Annotated in this window: 11 protein-coding genes; 1 reads left to right on the plus strand and 10 read right to left on the minus strand. The window is 40.1% G+C overall.

The features are described from left to right. Positions 1–19 precede the first annotated feature (19 nt). Together M1F14_RS14020 and M1F14_RS14025 are read right to left on the minus strand one after the other, a co-directional pair. Positions 20–1,318, minus strand: coding sequence for an MFS transporter (locus M1F14_RS14020; RefSeq protein ID WP_042843744.1), 1,299 nt, complete (start codon positions 1,316–1,318; stop codon positions 20–22). Positions 1,319–1,387: 69 nt separating this feature from the next. Next, positions 1,388–2,548 carry a mandelate racemase/muconate lactonizing enzyme family protein gene (locus tag M1F14_RS14025; RefSeq protein ID WP_181468491.1) on the minus strand — a complete coding sequence of 387 codons (1,161 nt, stop codon included), beginning with the start codon at positions 2,546–2,548 and terminating at the stop codon, positions 1,388–1,390. 240 nt (positions 2,549–2,788) lie between these two features. Here M1F14_RS14025 and M1F14_RS14030 point away from each other — a divergent pair, with 240 nt between their 5' ends. Beyond that, the gene (locus M1F14_RS14030) at positions 2,789–3,517 is read left to right on the plus strand and encodes a GntR family transcriptional regulator (protein ID WP_052219276.1); all 729 of its coding nucleotides are present in this window, start codon (positions 2,789–2,791) and stop codon (positions 3,515–3,517) included. A gap of 166 nt (positions 3,518–3,683) precedes the next feature. Here M1F14_RS14030 and M1F14_RS14035 read toward each other — a convergent pair whose 3' ends face one another. The 8 genes from M1F14_RS14035 to M1F14_RS14070 are packed head-to-tail and all read right to left on the minus strand — an operon-like array spanning position 3,684 to position 13,402. Then, positions 3,684–4,421, minus strand: coding sequence for an SDR family oxidoreductase (locus M1F14_RS14035; RefSeq protein WP_042843747.1), 738 nt, complete (start codon positions 4,419–4,421; stop codon positions 3,684–3,686). 1 nt (position 4,422) lies between these two features. Further along, complete coding sequence (locus M1F14_RS14040) at positions 4,423–4,671, minus strand: acyl carrier protein (RefSeq protein ID WP_042843749.1); 249 nt, start codon at positions 4,669–4,671, stop codon at positions 4,423–4,425. Then, the gene (locus M1F14_RS14045) at positions 4,664–5,479 is read right to left on the minus strand and encodes a hypothetical protein (protein ID WP_042843750.1); all 816 of its coding nucleotides are present in this window, start codon (positions 5,477–5,479) and stop codon (positions 4,664–4,666) included. The genes M1F14_RS14040 and M1F14_RS14045 overlap by 8 nt, the downstream gene beginning before the upstream one ends. Before the next feature lies 1 nt (position 5,480). Next, positions 5,481–6,719: a beta-ketoacyl synthase gene (locus M1F14_RS14050; RefSeq protein WP_071548103.1), complete on the minus strand. Its 1,239-nt coding sequence runs from the start codon at positions 6,717–6,719 to the stop codon at positions 5,481–5,483. 20 nt (positions 6,720–6,739) lie between these two features. Next, positions 6,740–8,113, minus strand: a complete 1,374-nt coding sequence (locus tag M1F14_RS14055; protein ID WP_042843752.1) for a TolC family protein — start codon at positions 8,111–8,113, stop codon at positions 6,740–6,742. Next, positions 8,110–10,053 (minus strand): ATP-binding cassette domain-containing protein, encoded by a 1,944-nt coding sequence (locus M1F14_RS14060; protein WP_181468490.1) that lies wholly within the window; start codon positions 10,051–10,053, stop codon positions 8,110–8,112. The genes M1F14_RS14055 and M1F14_RS14060 overlap by 4 nt, the downstream gene beginning before the upstream one ends. Next, complete coding sequence (locus M1F14_RS14065) at positions 10,053–11,225, minus strand: efflux RND transporter periplasmic adaptor subunit (protein WP_042843754.1); 1,173 nt, start codon at positions 11,223–11,225, stop codon at positions 10,053–10,055. Before M1F14_RS14065 ends, M1F14_RS14060 begins: the two co-directional genes overlap by 1 nt. Continuing rightward, positions 11,222–13,402 carry a peptidase domain-containing ABC transporter gene (locus M1F14_RS14070; RefSeq protein WP_181468489.1) on the minus strand — a complete coding sequence of 727 codons (2,181 nt, stop codon included), beginning with the start codon at positions 13,400–13,402 and terminating at the stop codon, positions 11,222–11,224. Before M1F14_RS14070 ends, M1F14_RS14065 begins: the two co-directional genes overlap by 4 nt. Positions 13,403–13,405 lie beyond the last annotated feature (3 nt).

A 13,405-nucleotide genomic window follows, 5' to 3' on the forward strand; every position in this document is an offset into this window, starting at 1 on the left:
TAATAATTATAATTTAGAGTTAATTAGTTTGTTCGATTTCATGATCTGCTGGCACAATTGGCTTAATATCTCTTAACATAACCAAATAGACTAAAGCACCGATAGCGCAAGCAATCCCTGATACGATTAATGCCCAAATAAATGACCCTGTAGCAGCAATAATATAACCCGTTACGATAGGCCCTAATATTCCACCACAATTTGATACCGCACTTTGCATTCCACCGAGTACCGAAGTCATATTACGAGGTGCAACATCCCCTGGTAGTGACCAAATCGCGGATGCAGCAAATGCAAGGGCTGCATAAGATAAACATAATAATGCCATCATCAGTGTTGTAGATTCTACGAGACCGGAGAATGCAATACTGGTTGCAATTAACATTCCGCCGACAATAGGTATTTTACGTGCAAGACTGACGTTATTATATTTAATAAATAAATAATCTGTTGTCCACCCACCTAACCATTGCCCAGCGATACCACAAAGAGGTGGCAACATCGCGGCAAAGCCCATTTCTTCTAAACTCATTCCCCTTTCCATCATTAAATAAGCAGGGAACCATGTAATAAAGAAATAAATGGCATAGTCCAACATAAAAAACCCAATACACATTGCTTGTACATTGCGATAGCGGATTAAGTGGTACCATTTCATAGGCTGAATATTATCAATGCCTTCTTTTTTTACCTGACCTTCGCGAATATAAGCAAGTTCTTCAGGGCTAATCTTAGGATGTTGTTCTGGGTCGTGATAAACTTTAAGCCAAGCAAATACCCAAAGTACACCAAGCGCACCACAAATAATAAATGCAGCTTCCCAGCCCCATTTTGCAATGATCCAAACAACTAACGGCATGGCAAAAGCTGTTCCGAATTTTGAACCACTATCGAATAATGCTGTAATGCGGCCACGTTCTCTGTCTGGAAACCATTTTGCCGCAATACCGCTATTACATGGGTAAGCCCCTGCTTCCCCCATCCCCATTAAAATACGAGTAGAAATAAAACTCAGCGGTGTTTTTGCTAACGCAGTTGCAGCTGTAGCTAGAGACCACCACAAGACTGACCCTGCTAACGTTTTTCTTTGGCCATATTTATCTGCAATAAACCCCGCAGGTATTTGGCAAAGTGCATAGCTAAGAAAGAATGCAGACATAATCCAGCCCATCATTTCAGGCGAAATCTGTAACTCTTCTGAAATAGTTGGCGCAGCTGCCGACATTACTGTTCTGTCTAGATAATTAATGACAATAGCAAGAGTCATTAATATCGCTATCGAAAATCTGACTTTAGTACCCTTATTCTTATATGCCATAATAACCAAACCTTTTTAAAAGAATGGAAAGCCAGGCAAATATTATGACTACCTGGCTTATAATATAAGTTATTTAAATAAACGTTCTGGATTTATTGTAAACTTAGCTAATTTATCTACATCAAGCTCAATACCAAGCCCTGGTTTATTCGGAATAGTGAGATACCCCTCCTCGTCAACTTTAAATGGAGTTTTAACAATGCCATCGATATATTGGCTACCGCCAATAAACTCAACAAAATCAACTTGAGGGAAAGCGGCCGCCATTTGCAGGTCGGCAGCCAGCCCCATCGCTGTATTCCATCCATGCCCAACATATTTAACGCCAAATTCATCGGCTAACCATGCAATCCGGCGCTGCTCAGAAATACCGCCAACTTTTGTCACATCGGGTTGCACAATGTCAAAAGCGCCTTGGGATAACCAAGGTAAAAATGCTTGGCGACGAGTTAGCACTTCACCACCGGCTATTGGTACTGGGCTTTCTTTACGTAACACTTTAAAATCTTCGATATCATCAGGTCGCAAGGCTTCCTCAAACCAACCCACTTGATATTCAGCTAACATATGAGCTGTTTGAATAGCCCATTTCAACCCATTTGGCCAGTAAGCATCACTTGCTCCTGCATCAATAAATAGCTGGGAATCTTGCCCTGCCGCATCCCTTGCAGACTCTACTATTGCACGGTCTAATTGATGATCATTACGACGACCAAATGGACCCCAACCAATTTTAAATGCCTTAAATCCAAGTGCTTTATACTCAGAAATAACCTGATGCATGGTCTCTGGCTCTTCCATAAGCAAAGAGCAGTATGGTTGTACCTTGGTACGGTAGTTCCCGCCTAACAATGTGCTTACAGGTAGCCCAGTTGCTTTCCCTAAAATATCCCATAGGGCAATATCAATCCCACTGATGGTGTGCGTTAATGTTCCCCCACGCCCCATCCAAAAAGTATTTTGTCTTAATTTTTCAGAGATACGCTCTGGTTGCAGTGCGCTTTCACCAATACATAATGATGCCAAAATGGGAATGGCTGCCTCTACAAGTCGTCCATCGGTAAACACGCTGCCGTACCCTGTAATACCTGCGTCCGTATGTATTGCCACAATGGCATGAATAGGATCTTCAGGTTTTATTTCATTCGACCACCCCCCTTTAGGGCTCTCGCCAAATAATGGCACAGCAACAATTTCGGTAATTTTTATATCTTCCAACAGATTTAACATGGTTTTTCCTTCTTTAAGCAGAACTGATTTTCAATGCATTAAACATGATTGTATAATTGTATACAATATTCAATAGAGTAAATTGTGATCTAAATCTGGTTTGTAAACCCACCAGCACATAGGTAATTTTTTGTTTTTTAGTGGTCTATTATTTGATGATGTGGTAATTTTGTTGGGTAGGATTTAACATAAAGAAGATAATTAATCTTTTGATTAATAAAAATTTTATAGGCTTTCACTATGATTGACGAAAACAAAAATCGCCCTTTTGATACGCCTTCAAAAGACGATTATTGGCAACCGATTAAAGCAAGAACACTAACCGATGATGTTGTAGATAAAATTGTTGAGGCAGCAACTCGAGGTTATATTCTCCCCGGCGATCGAATTGTCGAAAAAGAAATCGCAGAAAAAATGAATGTTAGCCGGGTCCCTGTAAGGGAAGCTCTACGCATTCTCGAAAGCCAATGCATCGTTATCAATGAACCATTTAAAGGCATTCGCATGGCTCCAGTTTCTGAGGAACGCCTTGATGAACTTATTGAAGTTCGTGTTTTACTCGAATTACACGTCATAAGAAAATTCATTACTGGGAAAAAGCATCTCGATAATCAATGCATTGAAAAACTAAAAGAGTGCATTGATAAAATGACAATGGCGGCAAAATTAGAAGATAGTTATTTATTTTCCCTTAGTGATGTCAATTTTCACCGTACTCTTTGTGAATTGAGTGGCAATAAAACACTCACCTCGTTATGGGAAAACGTATCAAAACAATTAACGATTATCATTGGAATATCAACTTTTACTAAACCAATGGAAGAAATCATCCAGGAACATAAAGTCTTGCTTGATAAAATATGTGCGGGTGATTTGCCTGTTTTAGAAAAAGAAATCAAAGAACATATTCGTAACCAAAACAAAAAGATTAACTTTAATTTGGCTGTTGATAAAAAAAGAGATAAATAATTTTAATAAAAATATATTAGAATATTTTTTTAATCCAAATATAGGGTTATAAATTACCATCTTTTTAAACAATGTAGGCAATGAGTTAACTTGCCTACATTGAATGCTGCCATATATACGATCCCAAAGGCGGTAAATTAATTATAAGTGAAATAAATTTCAAATTTTAAGCCGTAAAACCACCGTCCAATACAAGGGTTTGCCCTGTAAGGTATTGGCTATTATCACTGATTAAAAACTCAACCGCTTTAGCCACTTCGTCTGGTTGACCAAGGCGACGTAATGGAATGTTCTTTAGGATTGCTTTCAGTTTTGCATCAGGGATCGCGTTAGTCATATCACTTTCAATCAAACCTGGTGCTACACAATTTACCCGGACCCCAAACCGGCCTACCTCATGTGCTAAAGAACGCGCAATACCAAACATTGCGGCCTTACTAGCCGCATAAGCCGTTTGCCCGATATTACCTTTTAGCCCAGTCACAGAAGACATCAACACAATAGAGCCATGCCCATCAAGTAACATGGCAGGAACAAGGTGCCGGTTCCAGTTAATGATTGAAATAAGGTTATTATCCATAACATCTTGCCAAATAGCGGCATCTTGATGAATATGAAGAGCATCTTTAGTAATACCAGCATTATGAATGATGGCGCTTGGAGGGCCTAGTGACTCAAGTAACATTAGCGCAAGTTCTTGAACTTGTTGTTCATTTTTCCCATCGCAGGCGTAACCTTTAACCCATAAATCTGAAGGGTTATTCTCTACGATGTTCAACGTCTCAGCCAAGCCTTCTTCACTTCGGCCTGTAAATACAATATTCCAATTTTTATGTAACTCTATTACGAGTGATTGGCCTATCCCACGGCTACCACCTGTAATTAAAATCCATTTAGTAGACATATTATGAGCTAGACTCCTTGCTAATATACTCAATTAATTCCTTGATGGTCATCGTTGAATTTTCGATGAAAAAATCGGCAGTGAGTGCAACGTTATATTCACGTTTAACTAAAACCATCAACTCAACATAATCTAAACTATCAAATTTAATTTGATCGAGTGTTTGGTTAGCGTCAATGTCTTCATCTAAATCTTTTGCATCACAGATCATTTCATTAATTTTAAGATAAATTGTTTGATAATCACTCATTAGTCATCCCTTCATTTAAGTTATTGGTTGAACTTATTTTCAATGTAATCGCACTCGTTATAAATTTACGTTGGTATTCAGCCACCAGCGATAGACAAACCAACAGACCAGAATCAATAGTCCCTGTTACAATCGCTGGCTGAATATCAATATTAAGAGCCACAGTCTTGTCTTCCAGCATTTGTGGTTGTAAAAGCGTAGGATCAAACCGCAGCTCTTGGTGTGTTTGCACAACGAAGTAATCAGAAAAAAGGGTTTTAAATGTGGTGTCTTTAGGTAACCAAACCGCAATATTCTCCTGTTGAAAAAGTGTTTGGTCCTCAATAAGGTATTGAAAAAGTACCGCATCTAAAAACATCCACAATGGCAGCTGTTGAAAATAGGTATCAAACAACTCCTGCTTTTTTACCAGTTCAATTGCATTGATTTTCTTTGCATTTTTAATTGAATAAACCTCAGTTTTTTCTGTGATTGATAAATTACAGGTTATGCATTTTTGGTCATCTGCCGTTAAAATCGCTGAAGTCCCCACTTTACTCCCTGCAACTAACGAGTATTCAATATTGTTCCATAATGGTTGGCGAATTCGGACCACACACTTAACATCACTATTCGCATCAATCTCACTGACAGAAACTTGTTGGCTTGAAAAATGCTTTATATCTAATAATGCACGCATGCCATGTACACTAAGACGCTCCCCTCCGTTAGCTTGAACCCAAGGTAAATCAAAGTGGACCGGGTTATAATCCCCTGAAAATTCTGCCCAACTGTGGGCGTCTTGTAGGCTATAACACAAGGTTTTCATTTTATTTTTCCAAAACAAGTGCGGCATTTGCGCCACCAAATCCAAAACTTAGATTCAACGTTGTTGATACTGCCCCTTCACGATGTTCATTCGGGATATAATCAAGGTCACAATGGGGATCTGGGTTATTTAAATTAATTGTTGCCGGCATCACCCCTGTTTGCATGCTTTTCAAGCAAACAATGGCTTCAAAACTGCCTGCCGCAGCAATCAAATGCCCTGAATAGGATTTGGTACTTGAAATAGGGATTTTATATGCTGCAGATCCTAGAGCCCTCTTCAATGATTCAGTTTCATTTAAATCATTAAGCTGAGTTGATGTACCATGGGCATTAATATAATCGAGCTGTTCTGGGGTAATATTGGCTTGTTTTAACGCTGTTTGAATCGTTTGAGTACGCGCAACACAGTCATCCGCGGGTGACGTAAAATCAAAAGCATCAGAAAAATTCGCATAGCCCGTAATTTCGCCGAGAATGGTTGCACCCCGAGCCAAAGCACTTTCCCGCTCTTCAAGGCATAGTACTGCTGCGCCTTCTGAAAGCACAAACCCACTACGGTCTGCACTAAATGGGCAACTAGCTCGTTCGATATTTTCTGATTCATGGGATAGTGCGCCTAAGATATCAATATTCCACACAGCACAATTACTGCGTAGTGACTCTCCTGCGCCTGCTAGCATCATAGAAGCCTTACCACTTCGAATAACTTCAAATGCATCACCAATGGCAATCGTTCCTGTAGCACAAGCGGCAATAGAGGTATTTTGATAGCCTCGTAAATTCCAATATTGGCTACAAGCTGCCGTCGTTACATTAGGCATTGAAAAAAAACAGTTAAATGGGGATGTCATGCCTGTCTTATTAAACTCATCAATGGACAGGTAACTTTCATCTAACCCAGCCCATCCCGTCCCCATAATGACACCGCAGGATAACGGGTCATAGTGCTCACTAGGTTCACTCTGACCAAAAGCCATTTGCATGGCTTCGCGTGCTGCTGCCATTGTTAAACGCGCATAGCGAGGCAGGCGCCGACGAATAGCAGCGGGTATACCTTTCATACTAGGCTCTTTATCAATTAAGCCTAAGAAATGACTAGAAATATTACTTTCTGTTTTATCAACATACTGATAGCCTATTTTCTTATCCATTATGGCTTGCCAACATTCAGTTACCGTCTCACCTAATGGTGTAACAGCGCCATATCCTGTAACGACAACACGCTTAAATTGTGACATTGGCTTGATATCCTCTCATATTAATTCTCACCACCCTGGGCTAACCAAAGCTGTAACGTGGCATATAAATAATCGTATTGGTTTTGTGCTAATGAATTTTCGATGGACAACAAATCATCTTGAGCCGTTAACAAAGTTTGGTAATTAACAGCGCCTGCTTGATAGCGGTTTGTGGTCAGTGCTAAGCGCTGCTGGCCGAGTGATAATGCCTCGAAAAGCTGTGATTTTTGAGTCTCAGCCATTGTTCGAGCATTAATGGCATTATTAACCTCCATAATGGCGTTATAGGCGCTATTACGAAATTCGATTGCCGTTTGCTGCACTTGCAAATCTGATTGCTCGATTGTCAACCGCACGGTATTCCATTGAATAAAAGGTAATGAAACGGCACTACCAACTACCCGAGTTGGGTCGCTGAACCATTGGCTAAACAATTGGCTCCCTGCATTCAGTGCAGCTTGCAGTGATAAGGTTGGATAAAAACTGAGCCTAGCCACATCTGAGTTGGCGAGCATAGAACGTAACCTTGATTCGATGGCACGCACATCCGGTCGGGTCGAGATCACACTTAACGGTGCTGAATACTCAACAAGCACATTTTGACGAAGATTAATCGGTTTAATATCAATAGATTCAGGCAATACCGTACTGTTAAGCAATAAGGTCAATGAATTCTTTGTATTCTGTTGTTGATTTATAAGTTGCTCTAACTCATTTTGCCGGTTAATCACAGTTTGTTTCGCATGCAATACATCCAACTGTCCGACTTTCCCAGCGTGGTACCAAGATTCTGTTTGTGCTAATATTTTTTCAGCAATCACCTTTCCCGCTATTTGGTTATCAATTTGCCGGTTGAGTAAGGCGATACGCCAATAAAGTTGAGAGGTGGTATTGATTAGCGTTAGTCTTGTCGCTTGGTAATCATATTCACTAGCAACGGCTTCCCATTCATCCTTTTCACGTATACGTGCAAGCTTCCCCCACAAATCTAATTCATAATTCAATGAAAGCCCTGAGCTATAATTTTCTTGTGGGCGGCTACCATGCTTAATAGATTTGGTATTTGAAGCACTGCCTGTAAATGAAAAATCAGGGGTAAGATTGGTATTTGTTAACCCTGCACTGGCACGCGCCAATTTCAATTTAATGCCTGCTAATGCCAAATCATTATTACTTTCCAATACTAACGTAATAAGTTTCATTAATGCTGGGTCATGAAAATTAAGTAATTGAGTCTGGCTATTAAGAGGCTTTTGCGAGCTAATTATCCGTACATTTTGTTGCCACTGGTCTGGCAGGTCCAATTGAGGACGCTGATATTCAGTCCGCATTAAGCTACCGCATCCTGTCAGTAGAAATATTACGCCATAGCCAATAGCCTTGATTATTTTCATTCTCTGGCCAATGCCTCAGTTGGGTTAAGCTTCGCGGCTCTGTATGCGGGAAAATATCCAAACATAAAACCGATTAAAACGGAAAAACCGCAAGCAAATAAGATTGGCGTGAGCGTAAAAACCATCCGAAATTCAACAGCTAAATAAGAAAAAACCGCACCACTCGCTAATGCTCCAGCAATACCAATTACTCCCCCTAACAAACAAATCATGACAGCTTCAATTAAGAATTGAGTCATAATGTCGGAAGGCCTCGCACCAACGGATAAACGGATGCCAATTTCATGTGTACGCTCGGTAACTGAAACCAGCATAATGTTCATCACACCGACGCCTCCAACTAAAAGAGATATCGCCGCAATCGAGGTGATCAACAATGACATTGAATCTGATGTTTTTTGCAAGGTCATCGCAATTTGGTCGTCCGACTCAATGAAAAAATCTTTTGTGCCGTGGGTTTTCATTAAATGTGATTCAACTAGAGAGGTCGCTTGTTTAAGATCTAGCGTATCCAAAAAGTTAACCGAAATAGCTTCGAAGGGCTTATCACCGGTTATTCGTTGTGAAACGGCGGTATAAGGTGCCCAGCCAATCATAAAATTATTGGTCATTTTTGGGCCTGCTTTTTTCGCTATACCGATGATACGCCAAGGTGTCCCATTAATTTGAACCAATTGGTTTAATGGTTCCTCATTTGGACCGAACAAAATATGACGGCTATTATCATCTAAAATAAAAACAGGTTCTTTATTGACGATGTCTAACTGATGGAAGCTATCCCCTTGTATAATGGTGATCCCTTGTCCGGTTATATAGGAATCGGATACTCCATTTAACATAATAGATGAATCTAGCCCTTTATAAATAATAGCAGGGACACTTGTAATAACGGGTGAGACCGTAGTAACCCATGGAAGTGTCGCAAGACTGTTGACATCATCTAAAGAAAGCGCCCTTTCTAAATCAGGGCGTTTACTCCCCCATCCTAAGCCAGGGCGGATCTCTAACGTCGTTTTACCCAACTTACCAATTTCTTCTATAATGGTACGTTTAGCGCCTTCGCCAACAGCAACAGAAGAAACGACCGAGGATATGCCGATAATAATGCCTAACATAGACAAAAATGCCCGCATCCTATGCCCTAATAAGGCACGAAAAGCCATGCGTACTGACTCTAAACCTCTACGCCATAATGAAGCGCGCCCATTGCTGTTAACAACCGGTAAACACGGGGAAATTGCCTCATCTTTCAGCACATTATTCGCATTGTCGGAAATAATTTCCCCATCGCTAATTTCGATGATCCGCTGAGTCTGTTGGGCTATATTTCGGTCGTGTGTGACAATAATAACGGTATGTCCCGCTTGATGAAGCTGATGAAGTACACTCATCAACGCTTTACCACTAGTACTATCTAAAGCCCCTGTGGGTTCATCCGCCAAAATGACTTTTGCGCCATTGACCAGTGCTCGACAAACACTTACGCGTTGTTGTTGCCCCCCCGACAATTGAAACGGTTTATGCGCTAACCGCGTTTCTATTCCCAGTTGCTGGGCTAATAACTGTATGCGTGATTGGCGTTCTTGTTCTGGCATCGCAGTATATAATGCAGGAATAGCAATATTTTCTTCAGCCGTTAAGTACGGCATCAAATGATAGCGCTGAAATATAAAGCCTAAATATTGACTACGCAGTTCAGCGAGCTTTTCGCTATCCGCCGAGTGCACTGCAATACCATTAATATAAATTTCCCCGCGTGTTGGTTTATCCAAACAGCCGAGAATATTCATTAGTGTGGACTTTCCGGAACCTGACGCACCAACAATCGCTAACATTTCGCCTTGGTTAATAGAAAACGATATATCCTTCAGTACCTGAATTCTCTGAGTGCCGGCAAGAAACTCACGATAAATATTTTTTACAGTGATCATAGGAGCCATTAGCTTACTCCTATATTATTTGAAACAATAACCTGCTCACCCTCTTCAAGACCCTGAATAATTTGAACAAAATGGCGATCGGTGATCCCAACAACAACCGTTTTAGTCTCGGGTTGATTACCATTAAGTACCGTGATTTCATATTCATTGGCGGCAATTGAACGACCTAAAGCATTAACCGGTATACGCACAACCCCTTTAACCTGAGCAACACGAATAAATACTTGTGCTGTCATAGACGTTTTTAATTCGCGATTTTTATTATCAACTTCAAAGGTCCCTGAGTAATATACGGCATTATTCTGTTGGTTATTTGAGCTTGCCATATTCCGTTCTTCTAAAGCTTCTTGAGGCACTGGTTGAACATACCCCATCGTTCCCTCATAACGTTTATCTGGGTCTGCAAGCACATAAAAATATAACGGTTGACCTGAATGTACGGATTGAATATCCGCTTCTGAAATACGCGTTTGAATTTGCATTTTATCCAGATTAGCTAATACCAAAATCGTTGGAGCCGTTTGGGAAGATACTATCGTTTGCCCTTCATTTGCGACAATCCCTAATACTTCCCCAGCAATTGGCGCTAAAATTTGTGTGTAACTTAAATTTGCATTTGCTGTTTCAACTTCCATTTCTGATTGAACAATTAATGCTTCATTCATTTTGACTTGATACTGCTGCGCTTCATATTGTGCTTGTGCTTGTTCATAATCACTGTCGATGCCAGAACCGTCTTTACGTAATTTTTTTTGTCGTTCAAAGGCTTTTCGATATTGAACTAATATAGCTTCTGAAGACGCTTTTTGGGCTCTAACACTCGATAACTTGGCTATTGCATTACGTAAATCAGATTTTTGAATGGCGGGGTCAATCTCAGCAAGTATTTGTCCTTTGAAGACTTTATCTCCCTGTTTAGCATACAAATACTTTATCTGCCCATTAACCTGAGCACCTACATTCACCTGTACAGAAGGCTTTAACGTCCCGGTTACCATAATGATTTTTTCGATATCACCACGGTCGGCTGTTATCACCGTCATTTCTTGAGCAATATTCGACTCAGTGCGTGTTGTAGCGAAATACACGATAGCAAATAGTGCAGCGGTAATACCGAGCACGATCAGTAGGTTGGAACCCCGTAATTTAAATCGCTGAGCCCACTGTTTCATGGCACTGACTCAGCGAATAAAAGTGGATTGTTCAACTGAGCTTCCTGCTGACCACGGTTGTTATCAATAGTCTTTGTTAGCTCACCATCAATGATTTGATAAACCACATCAAACCTTGAAGTTATCTTATCACTATGTGTCACGACAACTAACGTCTTGCCCATTTCATGGCAATGCTTTTGAATAGCTTGAATAACTTTAGCGGCGGTTTCTTCATCTAGATTAGCGGTTGGCTCATCAAGTAATAATATCGGCCTAGTGCTATACATAGAGCGAGCTAATAATAAACGCTGCCGTTGGCCTAAAGATAAAGCGCTATGGCTCTCGCGAATAAGGGCATTTATTCCCCCAGGGAGGTTATTAACCACTGAATCTAATACTAGGCTTTTTAACAGTTTATTAATGATTTTTTGTTCTTTTTCCTGAATATTCGGTGCAAACAGTGTGATGTTTTCCCAAACTGAGGTATTAAATAAAATGTCTTCTTGGCTTTGTAAACACACTAACTGCGCTAATTGTTGATACACAATCGTATCCCCATCAGAATGACAAAGGCCATGTTGATATGGAATTAACCCTGCAATCACACGCAATAGTGTGCTTTTCCCGGCGCCAGACTCCCCGACGATAGCTATTTGAGCGCCTGTAGGTAAATCCAAAGAAACATTTTTTAAAATTTTCTTGGCCGGATCATAACTAAAATCAATATGTTCAAATGTTAAATGCGGAGCGCCACCAAGGTGCGACTTAGCGTGGAAATCCGCTACCGCAGGTTCAATTCGCTCTGGAAATAAGCTATTCGCACGTGTATCAATAATATGTAATTGAGATTTATGAATAATCGAATAAAAAATTCGGGTAATATAGGAAGTAAAAATTTGGCGAATAAAGCTATAAGCAAAAAAATCACCAAGGGATATCATTTTACTGGCGACCATTGGGAGTATGACTAACATAAATACCACCATTTCTAGGCTACCGGTCAATTGGTAAAGAGTCCCTTTAACTTGCTCATAAACATTTCTTTTTTGAATACAAGTGAATAAATCCCGACTTAACCATGCAAATTGTATTTTACGTTGCTCTTCCAATCCCCCTGCTTTTATAGTCAGGATCCCTTGAAGGGTTTCCATGAAAAAATCATTCAATGAAGCTGTTTTTAATTGCAATTGTTGGGTATACCAGCGGTCACGAATAATAGCCCAAACACTGATTAACCCCATCACAGTTACACCAACAGATGAAATTGCAGCTAACACAGGCGCTATCCAAAACATAATTGCCAGCGCAATAATGCCAATAACCCAATCTGTACGTAATTGGTTATCAAGCTCTATTTTCTGTGCCATTGCCGATTGCCAAGCCATAAAACGACTAAAAACATCGCCTGGTGCACGCTTTTCAAAAAAGCGTAATGAATTACTCAGTAATTTAGAGAAACCCACTCCACTATTGACTAATACAAAGTGCTTAATAAACCGTTCAGTTATCGCTCTAACACCAAGAGCCAGTAAAGAGGCAAGTACAAAAGCAACAATAAATAACCCATAGGGGAAATCCGCATTTTCAATATCAGAAAATGCTTTATTAACAGCATTACTTACCATTATTGGCATAATAAATAATGTTAAACCAACTAAAAAAGTCAGTAGCATTAACCAATAAATTCCCGAAATAGCACTGGTTTCTTTTAAACTCATTATCCCCAAAGGGCGTTTTTGAATTGTTTGTTGCTCTTTGCGGCCTACCGTATTTGCCTCATCTGATTGGCTTTGGTTATTCGGGTCTAAAATAAGTGCATAACCACTAATTTCTAGCTTTAACGCTGAATACGGTAACCATTGCTGACCAATCGCTGGATTGATCACACAGACATTATTCCCTTTCCGATAAGCTAAAATAACAAAATGGTTAGCGCCATAATGCAAAATTGCGGGAAGCGGAATACTTTTTAGCTCATCATGTTCAAAAAGAACGGGAGCAGTTGCAATACCGAAGTCTTTAAGTATTGTCGAAAGTTCTAACAAAGAAGTGCCATGATCTGTCGCAGGATAGCGTTCACGCAGAGTATCAAGTGAAACAGTAACACCTTGCGTATGGGCTAACATAGAAATACATGCTAAACCACATTCATTCGTTTCTTCTTGATAAACAGTATTAGGGATAATCTTGTTCATAAG

It is taken from the genome of Providencia sp. PROV003, from assembly GCF_045040775.1.
Classification (GTDB): domain Bacteria; phylum Pseudomonadota; class Gammaproteobacteria; order Enterobacterales; family Enterobacteriaceae; genus Providencia; species Providencia huashanensis.

Coding starts and splice junctions, on each gene's coding strand:
- M1F14_RS14020 (WP_042843744.1), bottom strand. CDS start 1,318: ATGGCATATAAGAATAAGGGTACTAAAGTCAGATTTTCGATAGCGATA.
- M1F14_RS14025 (WP_181468491.1), bottom strand. CDS start 2,548: ATGTTAAATCTGTTGGAAGATATAAAAATTACCGAAATTGTTGCTGTG.
- M1F14_RS14030 (WP_052219276.1), top strand. CDS start 2,789: ATGATTGACGAAAACAAAAATCGCCCTTTTGATACGCCTTCAAAAGAC.
- M1F14_RS14035 (WP_042843747.1), bottom strand. CDS start 4,421: ATGTCTACTAAATGGATTTTAATTACAGGTGGTAGCCGTGGGATAGGC.
- M1F14_RS14040 (WP_042843749.1), bottom strand. CDS start 4,671: ATGAGTGATTATCAAACAATTTATCTTAAAATTAATGAAATGATCTGT.
- M1F14_RS14045 (WP_042843750.1), bottom strand. CDS start 5,479: ATGAAAACCTTGTGTTATAGCCTACAAGACGCCCACAGTTGGGCAGAA.
- M1F14_RS14050 (WP_071548103.1), bottom strand. CDS start 6,719: ATGTCACAATTTAAGCGTGTTGTCGTTACAGGATATGGCGCTGTTACA.
- M1F14_RS14055 (WP_042843752.1), bottom strand. CDS start 8,113: ATGAAAATAATCAAGGCTATTGGCTATGGCGTAATATTTCTACTGACA.
- M1F14_RS14060 (WP_181468490.1), bottom strand. CDS start 10,053: ATGGCTCCTATGATCACTGTAAAAAATATTTATCGTGAGTTTCTTGCC.
- M1F14_RS14065 (WP_042843754.1), bottom strand. CDS start 11,225: ATGAAACAGTGGGCTCAGCGATTTAAATTACGGGGTTCCAACCTACTG.
- M1F14_RS14070 (WP_181468489.1), bottom strand. CDS start 13,402: ATGAACAAGATTATCCCTAATACTGTTTATCAAGAAGAAACGAATGAA.